30 protein-coding genes are annotated in these 24,894 nt (G+C 65.8%); 12 read left to right on the forward strand and 18 right to left on the reverse strand.

Features of this window, described 5'->3' with window-relative positions:
• The first annotated feature begins 98 nt into the window (after positions 1 to 98).
• From BLV60_RS19150 to BLV60_RS19160, 3 genes are all read left to right on the forward strand, one after another.
• On the forward strand, positions 99 to 1,340 hold the full coding sequence (locus BLV60_RS19150; RefSeq protein ID WP_093056859.1) for a pyridoxal-phosphate-dependent aminotransferase family protein: 1,242 nt from the start codon (positions 99 to 101) through the stop codon (positions 1,338 to 1,340).
• A gap of 60 nt (positions 1,341 to 1,400) precedes the next feature.
• On the forward strand, positions 1,401 to 2,378 hold the full coding sequence (locus BLV60_RS19155) for a Bug family tripartite tricarboxylate transporter substrate binding protein (protein WP_093056860.1): 978 nt from the start codon (positions 1,401 to 1,403) through the stop codon (positions 2,376 to 2,378).
• A 151-nt stretch (positions 2,379 to 2,529) separates the two neighbouring features.
• On the forward strand, positions 2,530 to 3,300 hold the full coding sequence (locus BLV60_RS19160) for a fumarylacetoacetate hydrolase family protein (RefSeq protein ID WP_093056861.1): 771 nt from the start codon (positions 2,530 to 2,532) through the stop codon (positions 3,298 to 3,300).
• On the opposite strand, the gene BLV60_RS19165 is transcribed toward BLV60_RS19160, so the two are convergent.
• Complete coding sequence (locus BLV60_RS19165) at positions 3,249 to 4,211, reverse strand: LysR family transcriptional regulator (RefSeq protein ID WP_093056862.1); 963 nt, start codon at positions 4,209 to 4,211, stop codon at positions 3,249 to 3,251. The two genes, BLV60_RS19160 and BLV60_RS19165, sit on opposite strands and share 52 nt — an antisense overlap.
• Positions 4,212 to 4,305: 94 nt before the next feature.
• Between BLV60_RS19165 and BLV60_RS19170 the strand changes: the two genes are divergently transcribed.
• Positions 4,306 to 5,496, forward strand: coding sequence for an MFS transporter (locus tag BLV60_RS19170; protein WP_093056863.1), 1,191 nt, complete (start codon positions 4,306 to 4,308; stop codon positions 5,494 to 5,496).
• A 44-nt stretch (positions 5,497 to 5,540) separates the two neighbouring features.
• Complete coding sequence (locus BLV60_RS19175; protein WP_256329325.1) at positions 5,541 to 6,062, forward strand: GNAT family N-acetyltransferase; 522 nt, start codon at positions 5,541 to 5,543, stop codon at positions 6,060 to 6,062.
• Between the two features lie 16 nt (positions 6,063 to 6,078).
• On the opposite strand, the gene BLV60_RS19180 is transcribed toward BLV60_RS19175, so the two are convergent.
• Both BLV60_RS19180 and BLV60_RS19185 read right to left on the reverse strand, forming a co-directional pair.
• Positions 6,079 to 8,856 carry a sensor domain-containing diguanylate cyclase gene (locus BLV60_RS19180; RefSeq protein WP_093056864.1) on the reverse strand — a complete coding sequence of 926 codons (2,778 nt, stop codon included), beginning with the start codon at positions 8,854 to 8,856 and terminating at the stop codon, positions 6,079 to 6,081.
• Positions 8,857 to 9,037: 181 nt separating this feature from the next.
• Positions 9,038 to 9,364 carry a metalloregulator ArsR/SmtB family transcription factor gene (locus tag BLV60_RS19185; protein WP_093056865.1) on the reverse strand — a complete coding sequence of 109 codons (327 nt, stop codon included), beginning with the start codon at positions 9,362 to 9,364 and terminating at the stop codon, positions 9,038 to 9,040.
• Between the two features lie 96 nt (positions 9,365 to 9,460).
• On the opposite strand from BLV60_RS19185, the gene BLV60_RS19190 reads away from it, so the two are divergent.
• Together BLV60_RS19190 and ubiG are read left to right on the forward strand one after the other, a co-directional pair.
• On the forward strand, positions 9,461 to 9,844 hold the full coding sequence (locus BLV60_RS19190; RefSeq protein ID WP_176928835.1) for a thiol-disulfide oxidoreductase DCC family protein: 384 nt from the start codon (positions 9,461 to 9,463) through the stop codon (positions 9,842 to 9,844).
• Positions 9,845 to 9,860: 16 nt separating this feature from the next.
• Complete coding sequence (ubiG, locus tag BLV60_RS19195; RefSeq protein ID WP_093056867.1) at positions 9,861 to 10,568, forward strand: bifunctional 2-polyprenyl-6-hydroxyphenol methylase/3-demethylubiquinol 3-O-methyltransferase UbiG; 708 nt, start codon at positions 9,861 to 9,863, stop codon at positions 10,566 to 10,568.
• Between the two features lie 4 nt (positions 10,569 to 10,572).
• Here ubiG and BLV60_RS19200 read toward each other — a convergent pair whose 3' ends face one another.
• Both BLV60_RS19200 and BLV60_RS19205 read right to left on the reverse strand, forming a co-directional pair.
• Complete coding sequence (locus BLV60_RS19200; protein WP_093056868.1) at positions 10,573 to 10,980, reverse strand: PaaI family thioesterase; 408 nt, start codon at positions 10,978 to 10,980, stop codon at positions 10,573 to 10,575.
• 30 nt (positions 10,981 to 11,010) lie between these two features.
• Positions 11,011 to 11,712 carry an FMN-dependent NADH-azoreductase gene (locus BLV60_RS19205; protein ID WP_093056869.1) on the reverse strand — a complete coding sequence of 234 codons (702 nt, stop codon included), beginning with the start codon at positions 11,710 to 11,712 and terminating at the stop codon, positions 11,011 to 11,013.
• A gap of 108 nt (positions 11,713 to 11,820) precedes the next feature.
• Between BLV60_RS19205 and BLV60_RS19210 the strand changes: the two genes are divergently transcribed.
• Complete coding sequence (locus BLV60_RS19210; RefSeq protein ID WP_093056870.1) at positions 11,821 to 12,747, forward strand: LysR substrate-binding domain-containing protein; 927 nt, start codon at positions 11,821 to 11,823, stop codon at positions 12,745 to 12,747.
• Between the two features lie 127 nt (positions 12,748 to 12,874).
• Here the strand turns inward: BLV60_RS19210 and BLV60_RS19215 are convergent, their stop codons facing one another.
• Both BLV60_RS19215 and BLV60_RS19220 read right to left on the reverse strand, forming a co-directional pair.
• Entirely contained in the window at positions 12,875 to 13,078 is a 204-nt protein-coding gene (locus BLV60_RS19215; protein ID WP_093056871.1) for a hypothetical protein, read from the reverse strand.
• Positions 13,079 to 13,156: 78 nt separating this feature from the next.
• Positions 13,157 to 13,354 (reverse strand): alpha/beta fold hydrolase, encoded by a 198-nt coding sequence (locus tag BLV60_RS19220; RefSeq protein WP_093056872.1) that lies wholly within the window; start codon positions 13,352 to 13,354, stop codon positions 13,157 to 13,159.
• A 64-nt stretch (positions 13,355 to 13,418) separates the two neighbouring features.
• On the opposite strand from BLV60_RS19220, the gene BLV60_RS19225 reads away from it, so the two are divergent.
• On the forward strand, positions 13,419 to 14,159 hold the full coding sequence (locus BLV60_RS19225; RefSeq protein WP_093056873.1) for a hypothetical protein: 741 nt from the start codon (positions 13,419 to 13,421) through the stop codon (positions 14,157 to 14,159).
• 7 nt (positions 14,160 to 14,166) lie between these two features.
• On the opposite strand, the gene BLV60_RS19230 is transcribed toward BLV60_RS19225, so the two are convergent.
• From BLV60_RS19230 to BLV60_RS19245, 4 genes are all read right to left on the reverse strand, one after another.
• Entirely contained in the window at positions 14,167 to 14,451 is a 285-nt protein-coding gene (locus tag BLV60_RS19230) for a general secretion pathway protein GspL (protein ID WP_256329330.1), read from the reverse strand.
• Positions 14,452 to 14,697 (reverse strand): hypothetical protein, encoded by a 246-nt coding sequence (locus BLV60_RS19235; protein ID WP_093056874.1) that lies wholly within the window; start codon positions 14,695 to 14,697, stop codon positions 14,452 to 14,454. It lies immediately after the preceding gene.
• A gap of 250 nt (positions 14,698 to 14,947) precedes the next feature.
• Positions 14,948 to 15,115 (reverse strand): hypothetical protein, encoded by a 168-nt coding sequence (locus tag BLV60_RS34440; protein ID WP_176928836.1) that lies wholly within the window; start codon positions 15,113 to 15,115, stop codon positions 14,948 to 14,950.
• Between the two features lie 133 nt (positions 15,116 to 15,248).
• Entirely contained in the window at positions 15,249 to 16,145 is an 897-nt protein-coding gene (locus BLV60_RS19245; RefSeq protein WP_093056876.1) for a LysR substrate-binding domain-containing protein, read from the reverse strand.
• 135 nt (positions 16,146 to 16,280) lie between these two features.
• On the opposite strand from BLV60_RS19245, the gene BLV60_RS19250 reads away from it, so the two are divergent.
• The gene (locus BLV60_RS19250; RefSeq protein ID WP_093056877.1) at positions 16,281 to 16,949 is read left to right on the forward strand and encodes an FMN-dependent NADH-azoreductase; all 669 of its coding nucleotides are present in this window, start codon (positions 16,281 to 16,283) and stop codon (positions 16,947 to 16,949) included.
• Between the two features lie 18 nt (positions 16,950 to 16,967).
• Here the strand turns inward: BLV60_RS19250 and BLV60_RS19255 are convergent, their stop codons facing one another.
• Positions 16,968 to 17,873 (reverse strand): SDR family oxidoreductase, encoded by a 906-nt coding sequence (locus BLV60_RS19255; RefSeq protein WP_093056878.1) that lies wholly within the window; start codon positions 17,871 to 17,873, stop codon positions 16,968 to 16,970.
• Positions 17,874 to 18,110: 237 nt separating this feature from the next.
• Here BLV60_RS19255 and BLV60_RS19260 point away from each other — a divergent pair, with 237 nt between their 5' ends.
• Positions 18,111 to 19,091 (forward strand): M35 family metalloendopeptidase, encoded by a 981-nt coding sequence (locus tag BLV60_RS19260; protein ID WP_093056879.1) that lies wholly within the window; start codon positions 18,111 to 18,113, stop codon positions 19,089 to 19,091.
• Positions 19,088 to 19,555, forward strand: a complete 468-nt coding sequence (locus BLV60_RS19265; RefSeq protein ID WP_093056880.1) for a hypothetical protein — start codon at positions 19,088 to 19,090, stop codon at positions 19,553 to 19,555. The genes BLV60_RS19260 and BLV60_RS19265 overlap by 4 nt, the downstream gene beginning before the upstream one ends.
• 28 nt (positions 19,556 to 19,583) lie before the next feature.
• Here the strand turns inward: BLV60_RS19265 and BLV60_RS19270 are convergent, their stop codons facing one another.
• The 6 genes from BLV60_RS19270 to BLV60_RS19295 are packed head-to-tail and all read right to left on the reverse strand — an operon-like array spanning position 19,584 to position 24,894.
• Entirely contained in the window at positions 19,584 to 20,522 is a 939-nt protein-coding gene (locus BLV60_RS19270) for a glutathione S-transferase family protein (protein WP_093056881.1), read from the reverse strand.
• Positions 20,523 to 20,559: 37 nt separating this feature from the next.
• Positions 20,560 to 22,200 carry an isovaleryl-CoA dehydrogenase gene (locus BLV60_RS19275; RefSeq protein ID WP_093056882.1) on the reverse strand — a complete coding sequence of 547 codons (1,641 nt, stop codon included), beginning with the start codon at positions 22,198 to 22,200 and terminating at the stop codon, positions 20,560 to 20,562.
• Between the two features lie 39 nt (positions 22,201 to 22,239).
• Complete coding sequence (locus BLV60_RS19280; protein WP_093056883.1) at positions 22,240 to 23,256, reverse strand: NADP-dependent oxidoreductase; 1,017 nt, start codon at positions 23,254 to 23,256, stop codon at positions 22,240 to 22,242.
• Positions 23,257 to 23,299: 43 nt separating this feature from the next.
• On the reverse strand, positions 23,300 to 23,764 hold the full coding sequence (locus BLV60_RS19285) for a PaaI family thioesterase (RefSeq protein ID WP_093056884.1): 465 nt from the start codon (positions 23,762 to 23,764) through the stop codon (positions 23,300 to 23,302).
• A gap of 1 nt (position 23,765) precedes the next feature.
• The gene (locus tag BLV60_RS19290; protein ID WP_093056885.1) at positions 23,766 to 24,563 is read right to left on the reverse strand and encodes an SDR family oxidoreductase; all 798 of its coding nucleotides are present in this window, start codon (positions 24,561 to 24,563) and stop codon (positions 23,766 to 23,768) included.
• Between the two features lie 28 nt (positions 24,564 to 24,591).
• Complete coding sequence (locus BLV60_RS19295; RefSeq protein ID WP_093056886.1) at positions 24,592 to 24,894, reverse strand: Dabb family protein; 303 nt, start codon at positions 24,892 to 24,894, stop codon at positions 24,592 to 24,594.

Below are 24,894 nucleotides of genomic sequence, written 5' to 3' on the forward strand. Positions count from 1 at the left end.
TGAATGCAAAAAAGAAGGCTCACAACCTAAGTGAATAAGGGTAAACCATCAAACAAAAAAGCATTTTGAATGCAAAACTGAATGCGAAAGGACAGTCCATGCTGCAACTCGACATCCATCCCACCGGCCGCCACTTCCTCCAGATTCCCGGCCCCAGCCCGGTGCCCGACCGCATCCTGCGGGCCATGAGCCTGCCCACCATCGACCACCGCGGGCCCGAATTCGGCACGCTGGGCCTGAAGGTGCTCGGCGGCATCAAGCAGATCTTCAAGACGAAGCACCCGGTCGCTATCTACCCCGCCTCGGGCACCGGCGCCTGGGAGGCCGCGCTCGCCAACACGCTCAGCCCCGGCGACCACGTGCTCATGTACGAGACCGGCCACTTCGCCTCGCTGTGGCAGAAGATGGCCACGCGCCTCGGCCTATCGACGGAGTTCCTCTCGTGGTCGGGCACCGATGCGCAATTGCCCAACGCCCCCAGCTGGCGCCGTGGCGTGCAGGCCGAACTCATCGAAGCCCGCCTGCGCAAGGACACCGAAAAGAAGATCAAGGCCGTGTGCGTGGTGCACAACGAGACTTCCACCGGCGTCACCTCCGACATCGCCTCGGTGCGCAAGGCCATCGACGCTGCGGGCCACCCCGCCCTGCTGATGGTCGACAGCATCTCGGGCCTGGCCAGCGCCGATTTCCGTCATGACGAATGGGGCGTGGACGTGACCATCAGCGGCTCGCAGAAGGGCCTGATGCTGCCGCCGGGCATCAGCTTCAACGCGCTCTCGCCGCGCGCTCTCGAGGCCGCGAAGAGCGCGAAGCTGCCGCGCGCCTTCTGGGCCTGGGACGAGATCGTCGAGATGAACAAGGACGGCTATTGGCCCTATACGCCCAATACCAACCTGCTCTACGGCCTTTCCGAATCGCTGGACATGCTGCTCGGCGAAGGGCTCGACAACGTGTTCGCGCGCCACCAGCGCTGGGCCGCCGGCGTGCGTGCAGCGGTCAATGCGTGGGGTCTGCCGATCCAGTGCGCAGACCCGGCCGTGTACTCGCCCGTGCTCACCGGCGTGATCACGCCCGAAGGCATCGATGCCGACGCGCTGCGCCGCCTGATCCACCAGCGCTTCGATCTTTCGCTGGGCACCGGCCTGGGCAAACTCAAGGGCCGCATGTTCCGCATGGGCCATCTGGGCGACAGCAATGACCTGACGCTGGTAGCGATGGTCGCGGGCGTCGAGATGGGCATGAAGCTCTCGGGCATCAAGCTGGCCGGCAGCGGCGTGCATGCGGCGATGGACCATTTCGCGAACCACACGGCACCGGCCGCGCTGCAAAAAGCCGCATAGGCACACGGGGCCGCCCCGGCGCGCATCGGACCATTCCCACCCACGACGGAGACCAAGAAGATGCAGAGACGTTCGTTGATCCAGGCCGCGGGCGCCGCGGCCGCCACACTGGGCGTGCCCCGGCTCTTCGCGCAGGAATGGCCCTCGGGGCCGGTGCGCATCGTGGTCGGCTTTCCGCCGGGCGGCGGCACCGATGCGCTGGCCCGCGTGGTCGCGCAGAAGCTCACCATCATGTGGGGGCAGCAGGTCATCGTCGAGAACAAGGGCGGCGTGGCCGGCGTGCTCGCGGCCGACTACGTGGCGCAGCAGCCGAGCGACGGCAGCACGCTGCTGATGGCCCACATCAACAGCCATGCGCTCGCACCCAGCCTGCAGCCCAAGCTGCGCTACAACGTGGAGCGCGACTTCGTGCCGATCGTGCTGGTGGGCGTCACGCCCAACCTGCTGATCGCCAACCCGGGACAGAAGGCGCTGACGGTGAAAGACATCGTGTCCGCCTGCAAGGCCGCTCCCGGCACCATCAGCTTCGGCTCGGCCGGCGCGGGCTCGGCGCAGCACCTGGCGCTGGAGATGTTCAAGCTGCAGGGCGGCGTCGATGCGCTGCACGTGCCCTACAAGGGCAGCGGCCCGCTGCTGGCCGACCTCATGGGCGGGCAGATCCAGTACAGCTTCGAGACCATGACGGCCGCCACGCCGCACGTGAAGAACGGCCGCGTCATCGCCGTGGCGCAGACACGCACCAAGCGCGCCAAGGGCCATCCCAACGTGCCGACGATGCAGGAGCAAGGCTTTGCCGGCTTCGAGGCAACCACGTGGTACGGGCTCGCCGGGCCGGGCAAGCTGCCGGCGTCGATTGCGCAGAAGGTGAATCGCGACGTGAATACGGTGCTGGCAATGCCTGATGTGCAGGAGCGAATGGACACCTATGGCGCGGAAGACGGCGGTGGTTCGCAGGACAAGTTCAGGCAGTTCATCAGCACCGAGATTGCGAAGTGGGCGAAGGTTGTCAAGGACGGCAACGTTCACGTCGAAAGCTGAAGAACCAGTCTCACCCCCAGGCTTCGCGCACTTCGTGTCGCTGCGCCAACCCCCTTCCGGGGGCAACACCGGAGGCCCGGCAAAGCCGGTTCCTCGGTGTTCCACGAAAGGACGCCGACACCAGCCAGGTTTTGCTGAGAAGATCCGAAAAATGACCCCATCCCAGACTGCCCTCACCGACGCACTCGTGGCCGCACGCCGCGGCAATCGCACCCTCGACGCCACGCCCTGGCTCGGCACGCTCGAAACCGACACGCAAGCCTATGAGGTGCAAGACGCCGTCGCGGCTGCACTCGGCTGGTTCGACGGTCGCCCAGTACCGGGCGCATGGAAGTCCGGTGGCGGCTCCCGCAGCGCGACGCTCACGCATGCGCCGCTGCCGCCTTCCGGCGTGCGCCAGAGCCCCGCGAACTTCAGCGACCTCGTGTTCAACACGCCCGGCATCGAGGCCGAAATCGCCTTGCGGCTCGGCCAGGACGTCACGCCCGCGCAGGCAGCGAAGCTCGATCACGCAAGCGCCGTCTCACTCGTCGATGCCATGACCGTCTCCGTCGAGGTAGTCGACACGCGCTGGCAAGACCTCGCCTCGACACCTGCCCTGCTCCGCTTGGCCGATTCGCAAGTGCACGGCGCACTGGTGCTCGGCGAGTGGAAGCCCTACGCCGCCATCGACTGGGCCTCGCAGCACTGCGAAGCGAAGATCGGCGACGCTGAGACGGTGGTGCGCGAAGGCACGCATCCGCTGGCCGACCCCACCTGGCTGCTGCCGATCTGGCTGCGCCACCTCACGCGCCACGGGCAGACCGTGCCCGCCGGCACGGTGGTCACCACCGGTTCGTGGGTCGGCATCCTGCCCTGCCGGCGCGGAGATCAGGTGACGGCGGAATTCCCCGGCATCGGCGCTGTCCGCTTGAGCGTGTAGCGCCCGCCGCCCACGCCCGAGCAAGCCACCAGAAAGTCGAGCACCGCCCGCACCCGCGCGGGCAGCGTGCCCGCCTTGCCGATGTACACCGCGTGAATCGGCTCGATCTCACCGGCGTTGAATTCATCGAGCAGAGGTACCAGCCGGCCAGCGTCGATGTCGTGCTGTATGTGATACAGCGACAGCCGTGCCACCCCCGCCCCCGCGATGGCCAACTGCCGCAGCGTTTCGCCGTCGCCGGCGCGCACCGGGCCGGCCACGGGCAGCCACACCATGCGGCCGTCCACACGCAGCGGCCAGTCGGGTGAGTTGCGCCGGTAACTCCAGCCAAGGCGGTTGTGCGCCTCCAGTTCCTGCGGAGTGCGCGGCGTACCGTACTTCGCAAGGTAGTCCGGCGCGGCAACGATGGCCTGGCTGGTTTCGCCCAGCCGCCGCGCCACGAGGTCGGACGATGGCAGCTGGCCCCAGCGGATCGCGATGTCGGCGCGTTCATCCATCAGGTCGACGATGCGGTCGGTCAGCGCAATGTCGAGCGTGATCTGCGGATGTAGTTCGAGCAGGCGCGGCACCAGAGGCACCAGCTTGTGATGGCCGAACGAGACGCTGGCGTTGATGCTCACCCGCCCACGTGGCGCCGCGCCGGCCGCCGCGCAGCGCTCGGCCTCGTCCATGTCGGCCAGCACGCGCAGGCTGCGTTCGTAGAACTCCGTGCCTTCGGGCGTGAGCTGCAGCTTGCGCGTGGAGCGGTGCACCAGCTGGATGCCCAGGCGCAATTCGAGCCGCGCCACCAGCTTGCTCACGGCCGAGGGCGTCATGCCCAGCAGACGCGCCGCCGCCGAGAAACCGCCTGACTCGACCACCTGCACGAAGGCCTCCATTTCGCCGGAGCGGTTGACGTCGATGCGCGGCATGGCTCTTCTTCCAATCTGTGAGTTCAACTCACAAGTATGTGTACCGGCGGCATTCTAGTCATCGAAGGCTTTCGTCCGCACAGTACAGGGCATCATGCCAATCGCTCTACTCGCCCTCACCGCCGGTGCCTTCGGTATAGGCACCACCGAGTTCGTCATCATGGGCCTGCTGCTGCAGGTATCGACGGATCTTCATGTCTCCATCACGGCCGCCGGCCTGCTGATCTCGGGCTACGCGCTCGGGGTCGCGGTCGGCGCGCCGGTGCTCACCATTGCCACCCGCAAGCTGCCGCGCAAGACCGTGCTGCTGGCGCTCATGGCGATCTTCACGCTCGGCAACCTCGCCTGTGCCGTGGCGCCCAACTACGAAATGCTGATGGCCGCGCGCGTCATCACCTCGCTGGCGCACGGCACTTTCTTCGGCGTCGGCTCGGTGGTGGCCACCGGCCTGGTGGCGCCCGAACGCCGCGCCTCGGCCATCGCGATCATGTTCACCGGCCTGACCGCCGCAACGCTGCTCGGCGTGCCGGCCGGCGCGTGGCTGGGCCTGCAGTTCGGCTGGCGCTCGGCCTTCTGGGCCGTAACGCTGATCGGCGTGCTGGCCTTCACGGTGCTCGCGGTGTTCGTGCCGCGCGTAAAGGGCGAGGCAAAGCCTGCGCCGCTGCGCGAGGAACTGGCTGTGCTGGCGCGCCCGCAGGTGCTGCTCGGCCTGGCGATGACGGTGCTCGGCTTTGCCGGCGTGTTCGTGGTGTTCACCTACATCCAGCCGCTGCTCACGCAGGTCACCGGTCTTTCGGAGTCGGCTGTGTCGCCGATCCTTCTGGTGTTCGGCGGCGGCCTTGCGGTCGGCAACATCCTCGGCGGCAAGCTGGCCGACCGTGCGCCGATGGCAGCCGTGCTCGGCACGCTGGTGGCTCTGGCGGTGGTGCTCGGCGCGATGCAGTTCACCATCGGCACGCCGTTCACCGCGGTGGTCTTCGTCGGCCTGCTCGGCGTGGCCTCGTTCGCCACCGTGGCGCCCATGCAGTTGCGGGTGCTGGAGAAGGCCTCGGGCGCGGGCCAGAACCTCGCGTCGAGCCTGAACATCGCGGCCTTCAACCTTGGCAATGCGCTCGGCGCCTGGGTTGGCGGTGTGGTGATCGACCATGGCCCGGGGCTGCGCGCACTGGGTTGGGTGGCGGCGCTGCTCACGCTGGTGGGGCTGGCCATCGCGCTGTGGAGCCGCTCGCTCGACCGGCGCGAACCGCGCAATGCGCTGGGGGATTGCGCTTCGGCGCGGGTCTGATCCTCTTCCAGGGGGTGAAGAGATTGGGGATTGCAGAATCCCGCATGCGCAACGCTCCCCTCATCACCCGCCCCGCCATCGCCGCCGACGCTCCTGCGCTGGCGGCGTTGTCGATCCAGGTCTGGCTCGCCACCTACGCGACCGAGGGCGTGAACGACCTGCTCGCGCGCTACGTGCTCGACGAGTTCACGCCGGCCGCATTCATCGCGTGGACGAACGACGCAGACACCGCCTTGATCGTCGCCGAGGCCGATGCCCATCTCGTCGGCTACGCGCGCCTGCGCTTCGGTGCGCGGCAGGCCCTCGTTCCCTCAGCCAGCACCGAGCTCTGCACGCTCTACGTGCAGGAGCCGTTCACCCGATCGGGCGTGGGCTCCACGCTACTCGACAAGGCCCGTGCCACGGTCCGCGACCGGACAGGCAACGATGCGCTGTGGCTGACGGTCAACGTCCAGAACCAGCGGGCGTGCCGCTTCTACGAGAAGCACGGGTTCGCCCGAAAAGGCACGACCTGGTTCGCACTGGGCGAAGGCCGCCACGAGAACCACGTGCTGGGCCGGCCATGAGTGGCCGCCGGAATGATCAGTGCTGCCGCGTGGGCGAATCGCTACGCGCCTCTTCCATCGGCATGAAGAACTCGAACCGGTTGCGCCCCGCCGCCTTGGCGTTGTAGAGCGCGACGTCGGCCCGCGCCAGCAGTTCTTCGGCTGTCACGGAGGAATCGGCCGCGCGGTGATACGCGATGCCGATGCTGGTCGTCACCTCGATGCGCTGGCCGTCCACCACGAAGGGCGGCGTGCGGATGCTTTCCACAACCTTGGCCGCCACCGTGGCCGCGGTGCCCGGCGCGTTCAGGCCTTCGAGCACCAGCACGAACTCGTCGCCAGCCAGCCGGGCCACCATGTCGGTGCCGCGCACGCAACCCAGCAGCCGCCGCGCGTATTCGGCCAGCACCGCATCGCCCACCGCGTGGCCCATGGTGTCGTTGATGGCCTTGAAGTGGTCGATGTCTAGGAACATCAGCGCCATTGCATGGCCGGTGAGCCGCCCGCGCAACACGGCTTCGGGCAGGTACTCGTTGAAAGCCAGCCGGTTGGGCAGGCCGGTGAGCGTGTCGAGCCGCGCCAGCTCGATGAGCTTGTGCTCCACCACCTTCAGCGCCGTGATGTCGAGCGCCAGCGAGAAGATGCCGTGCGTCGCCCCGTCGGCGCGCACGTCGGGCACGTAGATCACCTGCGTGACGCGGTCGAACCCCGCGCGCTGCGTGCTGGTCTCGAACTCCACACGCTCGCCGGACAGCGCCCGGGCGAGCATCGGCTGGCGCGACAGGTACACATCGCGGCCCGACACCTCCTGCACGTGGCGCCCCAGCACCTGGACCGGATCGAGCCCGAGCCACTCGCGGCTGGTGGCGTTGGCGAAGGTGATCTTCTCCTCGCGGTCGATGTAGGTGATCAGCGCCGGCATGTTGTCGGTGATGGCGCGCAGACGCAGTTCGCTCTCGGCCTGGCGCAGCTCTGCTTCTTTCAGCGCCGTGATGTTGAAGGACATCAGGTAGAAGCCCACGACCTCGCCGCGCAGGTTCTTGTCCGGTATCAGGTTGACCTGGAAGTACCCCTCCCTGCCGTGGATGGGTGCACGCACCGGAAAGCGCACTTTCTTGCCGGAGAACAGCACGGGAAGGTAGGGCTTGTGCTGCGCGTACACCGCCCTGCCGAGGGCAGAGCGCATGGTCGTGCCCTGCAGCGGTGCACCTTCGCTCAGGCCCGCCATCTGCCGCGCCCGGATGTTGGCGAACAGGCAGTTCTGCTCGCGGTCGAAATAGCCGACCAGCGCCGGAATGCTGTCGGTCACGTCGCGCAGCAGCTTTTCCTGCTCGGTCAGGGCCCGGCGGATGTTCACTTCTTCGGTGATGTCGAAGGTCATCGAGAACACGCCGCACACCACGCCGTCGGCATCGACGTCGGGAATGTAGTGGGCCTTGAAGGTGCGGTTGCCGATGCCCAGGGCCGGGTCTCCCGACTTCTCGAGGATCACCGTCTCGCCGGCCAGCGCGCGCATGAAGTGCGGCTCCACGAGCGCAAAGTCTGCGGCGCCGCGCACCTCGGGCATCAGGCGCCCCACCAGCGCTGAGTTGTTGTGCAGGGCCCGCACGTGTGCATTGACGAAGGTGTAGCGCAGCGATGCATCTACATGCGAAACCATCGCCGGAATGTTGTCGGCAATGGTGCGCACCTGCGCCTCGCTGCGCGCGAGGCTGAGCTCGATGGCACGCCGCTGCGCCATCAGCTCGTCGAAGGTGCGCGAAAGGTCGCCGATCTCGTCGGGGGCGTAACTGCTGCGCGGCTCGGCGGCGGCTGCGGGTGCCTCCTTCGTGGACTGCATGTGCCGATGCAGCTCCGACAGCGGCTTCAGCTGCCGGCGCGCCACGCCCAGGGCCAGTGCGCCCGCGAACAGCGCGAGCGCCATCGCCCCGAACAATGCACCGCGCTCGATAGCGTCGATGCTCGCGAAGGCCTCGCTGCGCGGATACATGGCGCCGACGATCCAGTTGGTCTGCTCGGTGCGGTCGAAGGCATAGAGGGCAGGCACGCCGGCATCGTTGATGCCCTCGCTCGAGCCCTGGAAACCGGCCATCGCGCGCAGGATCTCGGCATTGCCGCGGCCATCCGCCTGGACCTGGTTCAGGATGCGCGAAGTCTGCGGATGGTCGACCACGATGCCGTCCACGGTCGTCACGAACAGGTAGCCGGTCTTACCGAACCTGACGTCGCCGAGCGTGCCCAGGATGTTCCGGTCCTTCAGGTTGATGGCGCCGGAGATCACGAACCTCACCTGCCCCGCGTTGTCGAGCACCGGCTCGGTGATGGCCACCTGCGCCAGTCCGTTGAGGCGGTTGCGGTAAGGCTCGGACACGAGGCCGGCCTTGGAAGCGACCGTCTGCTGGAAGTAGGGGCGATCCTTCACGTTCACCTTGCCGATCGCCTGCACGCCGTTCAGGTTGGCTACCAGGTTGCCGTCCATGTCGACGAATGCAACGTTGTCGAAAGCCTTGCGCAGCGAGCCATGCTTCTCGAGAAAGGCCTGCAGCGCAGCGCCCTGGAGGTCCTGCGCTTCCACGCTGCCGCCAAAGGTCTGCAGCAGGATCCGGCGGCTGCCGAATTTCTGGTCGATCGCATCCGCGATGGCACCCACGCGGGCGACCTCCTCGGTCGCGATCGAGGCGCGCATGTTGCTCTTGACCAGATGCAGGGCGAAGGTGGCGATTGCGAAAGTGGTCAGCAGAACCACTGCTGCCACGCCGAGGCTCAGGCGCGTGTGCAAACCGAAGCGGATTTTCGAGAAGCCTGTTGGAGTCATTGAACTTGTTCGGAGCCGGTACGTTGCCGGCGGGGAGTTTCCGGGCAGAGTATCGGTGCGTTCCGCGTGCGGAGAAAGACTCAGGGACACAGGCTCCGGTGAACCGCGTGGCACGGCGGAAAAATGAATTCCTTTGCCGTACTTTTCGCCTTCCGGGAAGGAAAAAGCGCGGGGCGCTGCGTCAGGTGCCCGAGGAATCCGCCGAGCGCTTGCTGGCCAGGGCGCGGCTTTCTTTCTTCAGCGCCTTCGACACCGGGCAGACCGCCTGTACGAAGCCGGTCAGCGTGTTGGCCAGGCTCTCGCGCTGCAGGCTGTAGAACACGAACTGGCCGCGCTTCTCGGCCTTTACCAGCCCCGCGCCTTCGAGGATCTTCAGGTGCTTGGAGAGCGAAGGCTTGGTCATGTCGAAGCGCGAGGCGATGTCGCCGGCCGACAGTTCGGTCTCCGACAGGTACGCCAGGATCTTGCGCCGCGGCGTGGAGGCAAGCGCTTCGAAAACTTTTTCCATCGGTTCAGTTTAGCTCGCGAGTAGGCAATTCTCTAATTAGTTATTTAGCCATTTAGCTAAATGAATGGCAGAATGGCCCGAACAGGAGCCGACGACATGCAAGCACCCACCGCCCCCTCCCCGCGCACGGTTGTCTACTACAACAGCGCTTGTCCCGTCTGTGATGCCGGCGTCTGCGCCATGCGCGAGAAAACACCGGACGCAAGCGTCGAGTGGATCGACGTGCACACCCGCCCGGAAGTGCTCGAACCGCTGGGCCTGCAACTGGAGGACGTGCGCGAACGCCTGCACCTCGTCGACACCTCGGGCGCCACGCGCATCGGTGCCGATGCCATCGCCGGCGTGCTGGCCCTTGCTCCGCGATGGCGCTGGCTGGCAAGACCGCTTCAGTGGCCCGGGCTGCGAACGCTCGGCGCCTGGCTCTACAACCTCTTCGCGCATCAGCTCTACCGCTGGAACCGGTCGCGGGGTCATTGGTAAACCAAGGAGAAGAACCATGAGCGCAGCATCCAACTTCGACCCCGCCGAACTGGCCAGATTCCAGGCCCTGGCCGACCGCTGGTGGGACCCGCAGTCCGAATTCCGCCCCCTGCACGAGATCAATCCGCTGCGGCTGGACTGGATCGACAAGCTCGCCGCGCTGAACGGCCGCAAGGTGCTCGACGTCGGTTGCGGCGGCGGCATCCTGGCCGAGTCGATGGCGCACCGCGGCGCGGACGTGCTCGGCATCGACCTCGCCGACAAGCCGCTGAAGGTCGCAACGCTTCATGCACGCAGCAGCGCGGCGAACGTGACCTACCAGGCCATTTCCGCCGAAGACCTGGCCGCTGACAACGAGGCGAAGTTCGATGTCGTCACATGCATGGAGATGCTCGAACACGTACCGTCGCCAACGGCTGTGATCGAGGCCTGCGCCCGCATGGCGAAGCCCGGAGGCTGGGTCTTTTTCTCCACCATCAACCGCACGCCGTGGGCATGGCTGATCGCGATCTTCGGCGCGGAGCAGGTGCTGCGCATCCTGCCACGCGGCACGCACGACTACCGCAAGCTCATCCGCCCTGACGAACTCAAGAGCGCGGCCGCCAATGCCGGCCTCGCGCTGCGGGACCAGCGCGGCCTGGGCTACAACCTGCTCACCCGCAACTTCAGGCTCCACCGTTCGCTGAGCGTGGGCTACCTGCTTGCCATGCAGAAGAAGGATTGAGTCGTCAGGCCTTCACGACCCGCGCGCTGGCCGTGGAGCGCGCCACAACGCGGCCGTCCGGATCGCTCAGTTGTGCCTCGAGAAAAGCGATGGTCTTGCCGCGCTGCACGACCCTGCCTTCGCCATACAACAGGCCGGGCTTCGCGGCCGCCAGAAAAGACACGCTGAGGTCGATGGTGACGGAGTAAGTCTCTTCGCCATTCATGACCCACAACGCCGGCCCCATCGTGTCGTCGAGCATCGCGACGAGGATGCCGCCCTGCACCGCGCCCGTGGGGTTGAGAAACGCATCGGTGGCCATGAAGCTCAGGCGGATCGACCCTTTGGCCTTGTCGAAATCGAGCACGCGCTGACTGAAAAGCTCGGCGGTGGGCGGGCGGGGAAAGCGCTCAAGCAAAACGTCGGGCTTCATTTTTTCGCTCAGGAAGTGGAGCGAAAAATCCTATGCCGCCGCTGCTGACAGCGTGGTGTCAGTAGCTGCCAACACATCGACGAGCTCGTCCACGCGCTGCTCCGCACGCCGCATCGACTGCGCGAGCTGCTCCCCGCCGAACTCGTCGGACTCCACCGCCGCTTCGAACACATCGGTGATGCCGATGTAGCCGAGCACCGAACGTACGCTGCCCTCGGTGTGGTTGAGATGCGCGATGCGCCCGCCCGCGTCGTAGCCGTGGTCGCCGCGCGCGCCGAGCAGCACCACGCGCTTGCCCGCTTCCGCCAGCAGCGGCCAGTACGGCACCGCGCCGCGCGAACGGTCGAAGCCGAAGGTGCGGCCCACGCGCACGATGTTGTCGATCCAGGCCTTGAACTGCGCGGGCACGCTGAAGTTGTACATCGGCAGGCCGATCACGACCACGTCGGCCGCAATGAGCTGATCGACCAGCCGGTCGCTCTCGGCAAGCACGTCGGCCATCCACGGCTCGCGCGCGGCCGACGGTGTGAAGGCCGCATGGATCCAGCGGCTGTCGACGTGCGCGGGCGGCCGCTGTCCCACGTCGAGGTAGTCGATGCGGTCGTCGGGCCGCGCCTTGCGCCAGCGCTCGACAAAACGCGCGGAGAGACGGCGCGTGTGCGAGCCGTGGAGATCGGTGTCGGAACGGCCCGGACGGGCACTGGCGTCGATGTGAAGGAGGTTCATGGTCATGGCCTTTATGGATGAATGGATGTCTTTCATTCCGCGCTGCCAGAATGGCGCGCAGGCCTTGAATCTATGGATGCAGGCCTGCCATCACAAACGACGATTTCTCCGCTTATGAACGAGATTGGCTCATCTATCCGGCCTCCCCGACGGCTGCCTCCGCTGCTGTCGCTGCGTGCCTTCGAGGCAGCGGCCGCACACCTGAGCTTTCAGCGCGCGGCGCTCGAACTCTCGGTTACGCCCTCGGCCATCAGCCACCAGGTGCGCGCGCTCGAAGACACGCTGGGCCAGCCGCTCTTTCGCCGGCTCACGCGGCAGCTCGCGCTGACACCCGCGGGCCAGCGACTGTTCGACGACCTGCGCATGGGCTTCGACGTGCTCGAAGCCGGTGTGGACAAGCTGCGCCGCCCCGCCGCATCGCAGGCCGTCACCCTCACCACCAACACCGCCTTCGCCGCGCGCTGGGTGCTGCCGCGCATGGAGGCGTTCCGCAAGGCCAGCCCTGGGGTGGAGCTGCGGCTGCATGCGAGCGACACCCTGGTCGATCTGGCGCGCGGCGATGCCGACATTGCTGTGCGCTCAGGCCGTGGCAACTGGCCGGGGCTGGTGTCGCGCGAACTGATGCCCGAGCGCTATGCGCCGTTGTGCAGCCCGATGCTGGGCTTGAAGCGCGCGGCAGACCTGCCGAAGCATCAGCTGATCCATTGCGACTGGCAGCCACAGGCGCTCGCACCCGCCGTGTGGCCGCGCTGGTTTCGTGAAGCCGGCATCGCACCGCCGAGGGGGCGTGCGATGAAGGCCTCGGGCCTGTCGTTTTCCGACGAGACGCATGCGATGCTGGCCGCGCTCGCGGGCCACGGCGTTGCATTGCTGAGCCTCACGCTGTCGGCCGAAGAGCTTCGCAGTGGTGCACTGGTGCAGCCCTTCGGGCCCGCGCTCGAAACCGGCAGCTACTTTCTTGCGGTTGCGAACGGGAGGGAGAACGAGCCGGCCATCCGTGCCGTGTGGGAGTGGATTGCGTCGCAGGCCGCCGCAGGCTAAGGCCACGAGCCTGCGAAAGGCGCTGACGCTGCTGATGCAGGCCGTGCCCAGTTCGTCCTAGGAGTGAAAAGGCCTCCCGAAGGAGGCCTGCGCTGACCGGGTTCCAGGCGGGGCCCGGGCTTTCTCTTCATTCGACGCGCTTGCTCAGGAGAGTCGGCACGAGATAACCGTCGCGGTACACGGCCTCGATGCTTCCCTGCACGCGGTCGGCGGCATGCGCAGCCACGAATTTTTCCTCTGTCACGCGATAGACCACCATGGTGCACGACGAGTGCTTGCTGAGGGTGCGGGCCACGCCGGTGGCCTGTCTTAGGGTTGGGTACGTTTCCATGGGATCCTCCTTGTCTGCCTGACAGCCCAAATGTTAACTCTTTGGTACTCAAATATGCCTCAGGGTATTTTCTGAGCGTCAACGGCCGCCATTCTTGTCCGCCCCTCCCTTTTGCAGGAATCGGATGATCTGGCCATTGACATCCTCAGGCTGCGACATGGCCGCGATGTGGTCTGCGCCCGGCACGATCGCAGTCTCCAAGCCCGGCATCCGGCGCTGCGCCAGCTTCAGCATCGCCTGGGGTTCGTAAAGCTTTTCCGCGTCGCCGATCAACAACAGTGTGGGTGCGCGGATGGCGCGCAGGCCGACGCCGCCGTGACGCTCACTACACTGCCCTCCGATGAACACCCCTCCTCGACCGCAGCGCGCGCGAGACATCCTGGCTTCCTACTTCTGGAGCGGCGACGTCATCCGCAGCCGAAGCGTGAGCAATGTCGTGTTGTCTGCCACGGTCGACGTGCCTGCACCCCCTGCGCGCCTGCTTGCAGATTGGGAGAGCGAGATTTCTTCGCGCCTGTTCCTGGAACCCGGAGACGTCGAACCATTGCCCCTGGCCCGGGCGCGTACGCGCTGGCCTGACTACAAACACTGCGTGCAGGCGGTGTCCGACTGGATGCGCACGCTTGGGCTGTCCGATGTGCTTGCCTCCAGCGACGTGGCCCTCATGGCCTGCCGCGGCGCGAAGTACCACCACGACGGTGCGCAGTACGGCGGCGCGGCCTTCTGCAATCTCTTCATGAGCGAGGACAAGGGGCTGGACCTGCACTTCCCCTTTGCAGATCTCCGGATCCCGCTGACCCGGGGCACGGCAGTGATCTTCGATACCTGCCAGCCTCACGCCGTCATTCAACACGGCAGCAGCGGCTTCGATGCGGCCGACTTCGCGCCCGGGCGGGATTGCAGCCAAGTGTTCCTGACCTGGGAGTTGCCCATCGAGGATGTCCATGTCGGGCACGCACTGGGAGTCGCCTTCGACATCGATCTTTCGACCTCACCGCAGCTGGATGAAGAGCAAGTCTGGCTGAACGGCGCACGGGCCATCGTGTGCCCGGAGTCCGGACGATGGCGCAGCGCCGACTGACTGATCGTCAGCGATTGGATGGAAGAGCCCTGGCAGCAGCCAGTTCGCCCAGACAGGCGTTGACCGCCTGGAGCGGTGCCTTCTCGTGGCAACGCGCTACCGCCTCGCGCGCAACGGCTTCGCTCAAGCGCCGCTCCCGCGCGGCCTCGACCTGGAATTCGACGATCCACTTCATGAGCATGGCCAGTACGATCAGCAAGCCGATCAAGGCTGCGACCAAGGTCACCCGCCAGCCCTGAACGCGAAAGATGGATGCTGCGGATTTGCCCGCCATGGGTTCCTGCGAAGCCATCTAGCGGGGAAGGTCCGGAAAGACCCACATGCTCAAGCCGAGGATCAGGCCAGCGCCCAGGAACATGATGGCTGCCGTCGTGAACATCGATGCCGCAATGATGTTCGGAACAAGGATGGCCACGACCACAAAGGCCACGGCTGCCACGATGCACAGGAGCACGGACAACCATGCCATGTACGCTGGCCCGCGCCCGGCCGCCAAAGGCTCGTCCGGGCTGGTTTCGGGTTGGAACGGTGTGCGCATGAATAGCCTCCCTCTTCGCAAGATGTCGCGTGTAATTCGGTAGCCGGTGCAGGCAGGTGCGAGGCAGCATGGACTGCGCGCAACCTTTCCTGACCTTCGTCAAAAAAGTACGGGAAGGTTAAGAAGAACAGCCGATCGGGCTAAGGGATTAATTCGCGCGCACCGCACATGAGAGCGGGTTCGGTGCAGAAAGCCAGTGAACCTGCGCAATATTTGACAAATGTCAAACATTGCGCAGCGCGGGCACCTCTCAGCCGCAGAGGTCGAAGATCGCTTCCATGATCAGCTGATAGCCACTCCAGAACAGCCAGTGGTCGCTGCACTGGGTGAACGGCCCTGCGACAGCCGGGGCAGCCAGAGCCAGCGACGACAAGATCGCGGCCACGGCGCCAGCCTTGATTGCGGTTGCACGTTTCATGATTTCTTCCCTCCATTGGTACTTCTGAACGCAGGACATCTCGCTCCTGCAACCCGAGATGAGCCGCGCAAGCGACTCACGGTCGGACTCTAGGACTGCGAACGAGCGACCACCAGTGTCGAAAGTCACGCGCTCAGGCACTCAGCGGCTGAAGCCCCCTCACCCACTCGAACACCGCAGCGACGGCCGGCTCCGAACGCCGCGACTCGAGGCACACCAGATAGAACGGCAGCCCAGGCAACTCCGGACCGAAGGGCTGCACCAGATTGCCCGCGCGCAATTCGTCGGCAATCAGCGCAAGGCCCATCAACGCCACGCCTTGCCCCTGCAGCGCGGCAGACACGGTGTGCGTTTCGTCCGAGAACACCGGCCCGGCCGATACGTCGAGGCCGGGCACCTGCGCCTGCTGCTGCCACTCGGCCCAGGTGCCGGGCTGGCTCTTGTTGCCGGGGACCGCGAAGTGCAGCAGCGTGTGCCGCGTCAGGTCACTGCGCCGGCGCAGCTTGAGCGCGGGGCTGCAGGCCGGCGCGAAGACGTTGTCGAACAGCTTCTCGGCCACCATGCCCGGCCACCGTCCCTTGCCGTAGCGGATGGCGATGTCAGCCGTGACACCGTCGAGCGCAACCGCTTCGTGCGATGCATGAATGCGCAGGTCGAGCCTCGGGTGCAGCGCGCGCAAAGTGCTCACGCGCGGCAGCAGCCAGCGCGCCGCGACGGCCGGCGTGGCCGACAAGGTGATGGCGCTGCGCTCGGGCGGCGCACGCAGCCGCGCCACCGCATTCGCCATGGCATTGAACGATTCGCTCAGCACCGCCTGCAGTTCCCTGCCCTGCGGCGTGAGTACCAGTTGCCGCGGTTGGCGGATGAACAGCGGCACGCCGAGTGAGTCTTCGAGCTGCCGCACCTGGTGGCTGATGGCGGTAGGCGTGACCGAAAGCTCATTGGCCGCGAGCTTGGCGCTGCAATGCCGCGCGGCCGCCTCGAAGGCGCGCAGCGCCGCCAGCGGAGGGAGTTGGCGAAGGTTGGCCATGGATGAATTAATTTTTCAGCAGCGCAAAGAAATCGTCGTTTGTCGCGCTAGTGGTACCTGGATAAATTGAGAACCATGTCAAGCAGACAGCTGAATTCTCTTCATCCCACCTTTCACGTCAACGAGGACCACGCCATGACCACACTGCTCCACATCGACGCCAGCGCCCGCCCCGGCCGTTCCGGCACCCACGTTCACGGCTCGCATTCGCGCCGGCTGAGCCATCACTTCGTGTCGAGCTGGCTCGCGACGCAGCCGGGCACCGAGGTGATCTATCGCGACATCGGCACCGCGCCGCCGAGCAACGTCACTGGCGAATGGATCGCGTCGGGCTACACGCCCGCCGCGGAACGCGAACCGTGGATGCACGCCGTACTGGCCGAAAGCGATGCGCTGATTGCCGAGATCCGCCGCGCCGACGTGCTGGTGATCGGCGTGCCGATGTACAACTTCAGCATGCCGGCACCGCTCAAGTCATGGATCGACAACATCGTGCGCGTCGGAGCCACCTTCGACTTCGACCGCAGCCGCGAGAACCCGTATGTGCCACTCCTGGCCGAGCGCAACCGCCGCACGGTGCTGCTGACCTCGTGCGGCAGCAGCGGCTACGGGCCGGGCGGGTTCCAGGCACATCTCGACCTGCTCACGCCCGGCATCACGAGCCCGCTGGCCCTGCTCGGTCTCAACGAAGTGCACAGCGTGGCCGTCGAGCACGCCGAAGACCATGGGGACCTGCTGGACCGCTCCATCGCCAGCGCGCTCGCCCGCGTCGAGGCGCTGGTGGGCGAGCTGCAGGCCTCCTGATGACTGGGAAAAAACTGCTCAGGCCGAGCGCAGCTGCTCGCGCAGCTTCTGCCCGATCTCTGGCCGCTCCAGGAAGGGGTCGGCCGGGTTGGTGATGGAGACGATGTTCTCCATGCGGCTGCGCACGTTGCCCAGCGCCTTCGGGTGGCTGAACACGTAGAACTGGTTGGCGGTGATGGCGTCGAACACCTTGGCCGCGACTTCTGCGGCCGTGATCTTGCCGCTGCTCACAGCCTTGTTGCTCATGGCCTGGCCGATGAGCTGGCTCTTGGTGAGCTCGGTTTCCTTCGGCGCATTCGGTCGGTTGCGCTCACTGCTGGTGATGCCGGTGGGCACGAAGTACGGGCACAGCAGGCTCGCGCCGATCTGGTCGGTGACGAGGTTCAGGTCCTGGTACATCGTCTCGGTGAGGCTCACGACCGCTGCCTTCGCGGCGTTGTAGATGCCCATGTTGGGCGGCGTGAGCAGGCCCGCCATGCTGGCGGTGTTGGTGATGTGGCCCCGGTAGGCCGGGTCTTTCGCGGCCGCCTCCAGCATCATCGGCGTGAAGAGGCGCACGCCGTGAATCACGCCCCACAGGTCTACGCCCAGCACCCACTCCCAGTCGGCCACGGTGTTCTCCCACACCAGTCCACCGGCGCCCACGCCCGCGTTGTTGAACACGAAGTGCGGCGCGCCGAAGCGTTCCTTCACGGCAGCGGCCAGGGCTTCCATCTGCGCCGCGTTCGACACGTCGACCTTGCGCGCCAGCACCTGAGCACCGGCTGCTTCCATTTCTGCCTGGGCCTTGTCGAGTGCGTCCTGCTGCACGTCGACCAGCACGAGGTTCATGCCGCGGGCGGCGCCGATGCGCGCGCACTCCAGGCCGAAGCCCGAGCCCGCGCCGGTGAGTACGGCGGTCTTGCCCTTGAAGTCTTGAATCATTGAATTCTTTCCTGTGGTTGGCTCTGCGCCGTCTATTGGAACGCTTTGCAGCATGGTTGACTGTCGTTCGTGTGACGCGTGCCTGCAGCCGGCTCAGGCTGGCACCGACCTCCCCCAACACACTACAGACCGAAAACCCACTCCTTCGTGATAAAGAACCAAGCGGTTGACCATAGACAACAGTGTTAGCAATTGCTGCCGCATACAACGCCCCGTCATCAACGGGGAGCGTAGCGAATGGAGCGAAAAATTCTTGTAGTCGGCGATCCGCCAGCGTCTGGCGGACAGGTATTGCCTTACGACGGCCCCATGCTCGATTTGTATGGACACCGAGTCGCGTTGATCGGCGGCAGGGCCTACTGCGAAGGCTGCAACAGCGTGGGTGTCATCGCGAAGGCCGGAGGGCCACGGCGCCCTCAATTCATATCGGAGGCAGCGCTGGAAGGAGACGTGGTGGTCTGCCACTGCCCGGTGCCACAGCCCATACTTTCCACCCTGCAGCGATGGGCAACATACGAGGACGAGGCTTGGCATGCCGTTGGAGCCGAGGATGAATTGGCGGCATTCAAGAAAACGGTAGACAAGAATGTGACCCACCCACCTGGGACGGAACTGACCGAAAGGATCTGCCCGAACATGACGAACAAGGAGTTTTGCGCGATGGTGCTCAAGCTGCGCGATCAGGCCGTAGTGTTCATTGCGAAGCAGCGCCTCCCGGAACTCGAGCGCTGGGACAAAGATGCGCAGGCACGAGTGCGGGAATGGTTTGGCGTGGCCGACCAATCTATGCGGGAGCATCTCCAGAAAGGACTGGCTGCGTGCAAGCGAGTGCTCGAGGGACTGGGATGCGAGAACTTCATCCGGTACTCGGAAGCAAGCAAGAAGAATCTCGGCTGCATCTTCTCAAGCGACCCGGTCGTGACAGTAGCGGCAGTTTGCAAACCAGACACTGCGACCCGCACCATTGCCATCGGGCTGAGTTTTTGTGACCTCCCGGAGAACATGCTCATCTACGATACGAACATCATTCGCGACGGGGACTCGAAGCTCCTGACATTGATTCACGAGGTCACGCACTTCGACGACACCTTCAGTTCATTCGATCCCTGGTATGGAACGAAGCACGCGAGGGATCATGCAGAAGATCCTCGGTCTCGTGTCAACGCCGACAGCATCGCTGCGTACATTCTTGGCGTTGTTGCGAAAGCATCCAAATGAAATGCACGATCAGGGCCTTCCTCGTCATTGCTGCCACGCTGACAGGTTGCAGCGCCATGGCTTGCAAGCCCATCGTGGTAACAAGGCTGACCTTTGCCGAAGGTGCCGCAAACCTCGAGCCAACACAGATAGCGAAGCTGGCGGAGTTCATTGACCGGGCAAACTCGGCGTTTCCGAAGTACCTTGAGGTTTCAATCGACGGAGGCGCCGCCGTCAAGGTGCAAGGCAGAACACCTGCTGAAGCCAGACAGTTGGCAAGACGGCGCGCCGAAAACGTGACCCGAGCGTACAAGCAGCTCCAGCCGACCGAGATCAAGCTGGAAACGACGTCAAGCATCTACGAAGACAACAAGATGTCGAGGGAAGCGAGCAACGATTTTGTCGTGGTGCAGTTTCACCCCGACTACGAGGCGCTGAAGTTGCCCGACTGCAACCCGGTTCCGATCCCCGGGTTCAAGCGTTGATGCACGGCGATCACCGGCCGCAGCCCTCTCAACCCTCAGCCTTCTTCAGCACATACCCGATCCGCGGAAAGTGCACATGCACCGTGCCCGTCCGCTCGCTGCTGCGCTCCAGCGTGTAGTGCGTGCGCGTAGCCGCGATCAGCGTGCCGGGCGTCTCTTCGAGGCCGAAGCTCTCGGCGCGCACGGTGACGGCGCTACCCAGCGGAATGCCGTGGTCGTCCTGGAAGGTGCTGTCGGTCAGCAGCGTGTGCGGCGTCGCGGCCTTGGCTACTGCAATGGCCTCGTCGCTCGTGAACTTCTCGGGAACGCCGTGGCCGATGGCGGCCATGCGGTCGAGCCAGTCGATCACCGCGGGCGTCAGGTCGAGGATGGTGCGAACCGACTCGATGCGCCGCGTGTACCAGAGCGGGTGGTAGGCCGAGAAGTCTGCAATGCTGGGCACCTCGCCGAGCAGGAAGGGTTTCTCGTCGAGCATGTCCGACAGGCGGCGCAGGTACGACTTGTAGGCGCTGGTGGCGTCGGCCGGGCGCAGGCGGGTCATGTTGCCGGCGCTCATCTTGCCGCGGTCTTCGCCGAAGGCTTTTGCGGCTTCTGGCGGGGCCTTGGCGAATACCTCGGCCGCGCCCCTGGGCTGCAGGTTCCAGGCCATGGCGGCCCAGAAGAGCGTGGTGTCGGCCCACTGGGCGAGGATGCGCGACATGCCCTTTTCAGGCTCGGGGTAGAGCGTGGGTTCGGGCTGCAGGTGTTCGAGCACGTCGGCGATGAGCGCGCTGTCGCAGTACATGTCGGCGCCGATCTGCAGGAACGGCGTCTTGCGGTAGCCGCCGGTGAGCACCTCCACGTCGGGCTTGGGCATGATCGGCGGGATGAAGACCGACTTCCACGGCAGCTTCTTGGCACCGAGGATCAGGCGCACCTTCTCCGAGAACGGGGAGGTCAGGTAGTGGTGAAGGATCAGGTCGGCCATGGGTGGGGTCTTTCTTCTGTGGTGGGTTCGGCGCGCTTCAACGGGGTTGCGCGCGCTGGATGATCGAATCGAAATCGGTGCCCGCGGCCAGCGTGCCAAAGGCATTGCCCCAGTCGCCACCCAGGCGCGAGGCGCAGAACGCGCCAGCAATGGCGGTCGGCGCGGTCTGTACGAGCAGTGCAGCCTGCACGGCGAGCGCAACGTCCTGCGCGAGGCGACGGGCCTCGGCCTCGGAGGCCATCGCCTCGATGCGAGCCGGCAGCGCGTCGGCCAGCCGGTCGAGCGCTGCGTGCTGGCCACGCGCAGGCGCCAGCTCCTTCGTCAGCGCGGCCACTGCATCGCCCTTGCGCAGGCCGCGCAGCAAGTCGAGCGCCATGATGTTGCCCGCGCCTTCCCAGATGGAGTTGAGCGGCATCTCGCGGTAGATGCGCGCCATGACGCCCTCACCGCCCTCTTCCACGTAGCCGTTGCCGCCGAGGCATTCCATGGCCTCCTGCGCGAAGGCGCTGCCGCGCTTGCAGATCCAGAACTTGGCGACCGGCGTGAGCAGGCGGGCCATCAGGCGTTCGTGCTCGTCGGCCTGATTGTCGAAGGCGCGGGCCAGGCGAATGGCGAGCGCGGTGGCCGCTTCGCTTTCTAGCGCGAGATCGGCGAGCACGTTCTTCATCAAGGGCTGTTCGATCAGCGGCTTGCCAAAGGCCTTGCGCTGCGTCGCATGGTTGAGCGCGATGCCCAGCGACTGGCGCATCAGCCCGCTGGTGCCCAGTGCGCAGTCGAGCCGCGTCATCGTGCCCATCTCGAGGATCTGCGGGATGCCGCGGCCCTCCTCGCCCACGAGCCACGCGCTGGCGCCCTGGAACTCGACCTCGGAACTTGCGTTGGCCTTGTTGCCGAGCTTGTCTTTCAGCCGCTGGATCTGGATGGCGTTGCGTGAACCATCGGGCAGCACACGCGGCAGGAAGAAGCACGAGAGCCCTGCGGGCGCCTGTGCCAGCACCAGGAATGCATCGCACATCGGCGCCGAGAAGAACCACTTGTGGCCGGTGATGGCATAGCGCTCGCCCCAGGCATCGCTGCCGTCGCGCACGGCTTGCGTGGTGTTGGCCCGCACGTCGGAGCCGCCCTGCTTCTCGGTCATGCCCATGCCCATGGTCACGCCGGGCTTGCCGCTGAAAAGCTTCAGGGCCGGGTCGTACCAGAGGCTGCCGAGCTTCGGGCCCCAGTCGGCGTATACGGCCGCATTGCCGCGCAGCGCGGGCGTGACCGCGTAGGTCATGGAGATGGGGCAAAGAATGGATGGCTCCAGCTCGGTGAAGAGCATGAAGCCTGCTGCGCGCAGCACATGCGGCGAGGCCGAAGTGCCCGTCCAGGGCGTGCCGTGCAGCCCGGCCCCCACGGCGGCGGTCATCAGCGCGTGGTAGCTCGGATGGAACTCCACCTCGTCGATGCGCCGCCCGAAGCGGTCGTGCGTATGCAGCTCGGGCGTGTGGATGTTGGCGAGCCGCGCATGCGCCTGCATGCCGGCCGTGCCGAGGGTGGCGCCGAGCTCGTGCAGCTGCGTCGTCTGCAACGCGGGCGCGTTGAGCTTCAGCGCATCGCGCAAGGGCCGGTTGGTGTCGAAGAGGTTGTAGTCCACCAGCGGCGTGGGCTGGTTGAACACCTCGTGCGTGGTTTCCATGACCGGCCTCCTTGCCGTGCGTTCAGTTCATCCAGTGCATCAGATCAGCTTGACGAGTTGCTTGCCGAAGTTCCTGCCCTTGAGCAGGCCCAGGAAGGCTTCAGGCGCCGCTTCGATGCCTTGCGCAATCGACTCGCGCGGCTTCAGCTTGCCCGTGGCCACCAGCGTGCCCAGCTCGGTCAGCGCCTCGGGCCACACTTCCATGTGCTCGCTGACGATGAAGCCTTCGATCTTCATGCGGTTGATGAGGATCAGCGCCGGGTTGGCCAGCGGCAGCGGCTGGCCGTCGTAGCCCGCGATCATTCCGCACAGCGCCACGCGGGCAAAGGCGTTGGCGCGCAGCAGCACCGCGTCGAAGATGTAGCCGCCGACGTTCTCGAAGTAGCCGTCGATGCCGTTCGGGCAGGCTTCCTTCAGCGCCGCGCTCATCGACTTGACGTCGGCGTGCACGCGATAGTCGATGCAGGCGTCGAAGCCCAGCTCGTCGGTCACGTACTTGCACTTGTCGGGGCCACCGGCAATGCCGACCACACGGCAGCCGCGCGCCTTGGCCAGCGCACCGAAGGCGCTGCCCACGGCGCCGCTGGCGGCGGTGATGACCACCGTTTCACCGGCCTTGGGCGCAATGATCTTCACCAGCCCGTACCAGGCCGTGACGCCGGGCATGCCGACCGCGCCGAGGTAGTGCGACAGCGGCACGTGCGTGGTGTCGACCTTCTTCAGCGCTCCGGGCTGCGAGGCGTCGACCACGCTGTATTCCTGCCAGCCGCCGAAGCCGACCACCTTGTCGCCCACGGCGTACTTGGGGTGCTTGCTCTCGACCACTTCGCCGACCGTGCCGCCCTGCATCGTCTGGCCCAGCGGCTGGGGCTGCGCGTAGCTCTTGGCGTCGTTCATGCGGCCGCGCATGTACGGGTCGAGGCTCATGTAGTGGTGGCGCACGAGCACCTGGTTGTCCTTGAGCGCGGGGGTCTCGGCGGACACGAGCTTGAAGTTGCCGGCCACGGCCTCGCCGTCGGGGCGATTGTCGAGGTGGATCTGCTTGTTGATCGGCATGAATGTCTCCAGGAAAGTGTCAGTCAGTCAGTCAGTCAGTCAGTCAGTCGGTCGACGGCGGGCGCATCTCGTTGGCGCTGGCGGGGCCGGTCGGCAGCCGGCGCTTCACGTACTTGAAGGTGCCGGTGGCGTGGGCGCACACGCGTTCCTGTTCATCGTAGATTTTGGCCTCGGTGAAAGCCAGCGTCGCCGTCCTGTGAATGAGCGTGCCGCGTGCGTGCAGCGGGCCAACCGAAGGCTGCATGAAGCTGGTCTTCATCTCGATGGTGACCACGCCCGTCTCTGGCGCCACGCTGCGCGCGGCTGCTGCCATGGTGATGTCGAGCAGCGTCATGCAGGCGCCGCCGTGCGTCACGTCGAAGGTGTTCAGGTGCTCGGGCTTCGCGGTATAGATGATCTCCGACTCGCCGCCCTCGAACTTCGTCAACTCGAAGCCCAGGTGGCGCGCGAACGGGATCTGGCTCGTGTACGAGCGGATGTTGATGTCGCTGGAATCTGAAGAAGACATGTCAGGCCGCACCCAGCACCACGCTGACGCCGCCGTCCACCGCCAGCCACTGGCCGGTGATGTGCTTGCCTGCATCGCTCGCGAAGAGCAGCGTCAGGCCCTTCAGGTCTTCCTCGTCGCCCAGGCGGCCGAGCGGGGCCTGCGCGGCCATCTTTTCCTCGCCCAGCGACTTGATGAGGCCGGCGGCCATCTTCGTCATGAAGAAGCCGGGACAGATCGCGTTCACATTGATGCCGTAGCGGCCCCATTCGGCGGCCAGCGTGCGGGTGAAGCCGATGACCGCGGTCTTGGAGGTGTTGTAGGCCAGCGTCTGCATTTCGGGCGGGTTGCCGTTCAGCCCGGCGATCGAGGCGATGTTGATGATGCGGCCGGTCTTCTTCGGAATCATGTAGCCGTTGGCGATCTGCTGCGACAAGATGAAATAGCCGCGCACGTTGAGGTTCATCACCTTGTCCCAGGCCTCGACCGGGTGGCTCTCGGCCGGCGAACCCCAGCTGGCGCCCGCGTTGTTGATGAGGATGTCGACTGCGCCCATGCGCTGCAGCGTCTCGTCGGCCAGGCGGCGGGTGTCTTCTTCCTTCGAGCAGTCGGCGGCGATCCAGCGCGCGTCGATGCCGGCGGCTTGCAGCTCGGCGGCGGCCTGCTCCAGGTCGTCGGCCTTGCGCGAGCTCAGCATGATCTTCGCGCCGGCTTCGCCCAGCGCGTGGGCCATCTGCAGGCCCAGGCCGCGCGAGCCGCCGGTGATGAGTGCGGTCTTGCCGGTGAGGTCGAACAGCTGCTTGATGTTGCGGGGCGTCATGAGGTGTCTCCGGTTTTGAATGTCAGGCTCAGATCTCGTAGTCCATGCACTGGCGGGCTTCACGCACGGCGCCGATGAAAGGCTTCAGGGCCACGTGTTGCGGGTGGTCCGAATAGGCCGCGAGCGCGGCGGAGTCGGTGAATTCCGAGTACAGGACCAGGTCGTAGGTGGCTTCCAGCCCGGGCTGGGCAATGGCCACCTCGAAGCGCAGCGTGCCGGGCGACAGCTTGGCGCAGGCGTCGAGCAGCGCCTTGGCCTTCAGCAGGTTGGTCGCCTTGTCGGAGCCCTCGGCGTGTTCCTTGAACTTCCACATCACGATGTGCTTGAGCAT

This window comes from Variovorax sp. YR634, from assembly GCF_900106655.1.
GTDB lineage: Bacteria > Pseudomonadota > Gammaproteobacteria > Burkholderiales > Burkholderiaceae_C > Variovorax.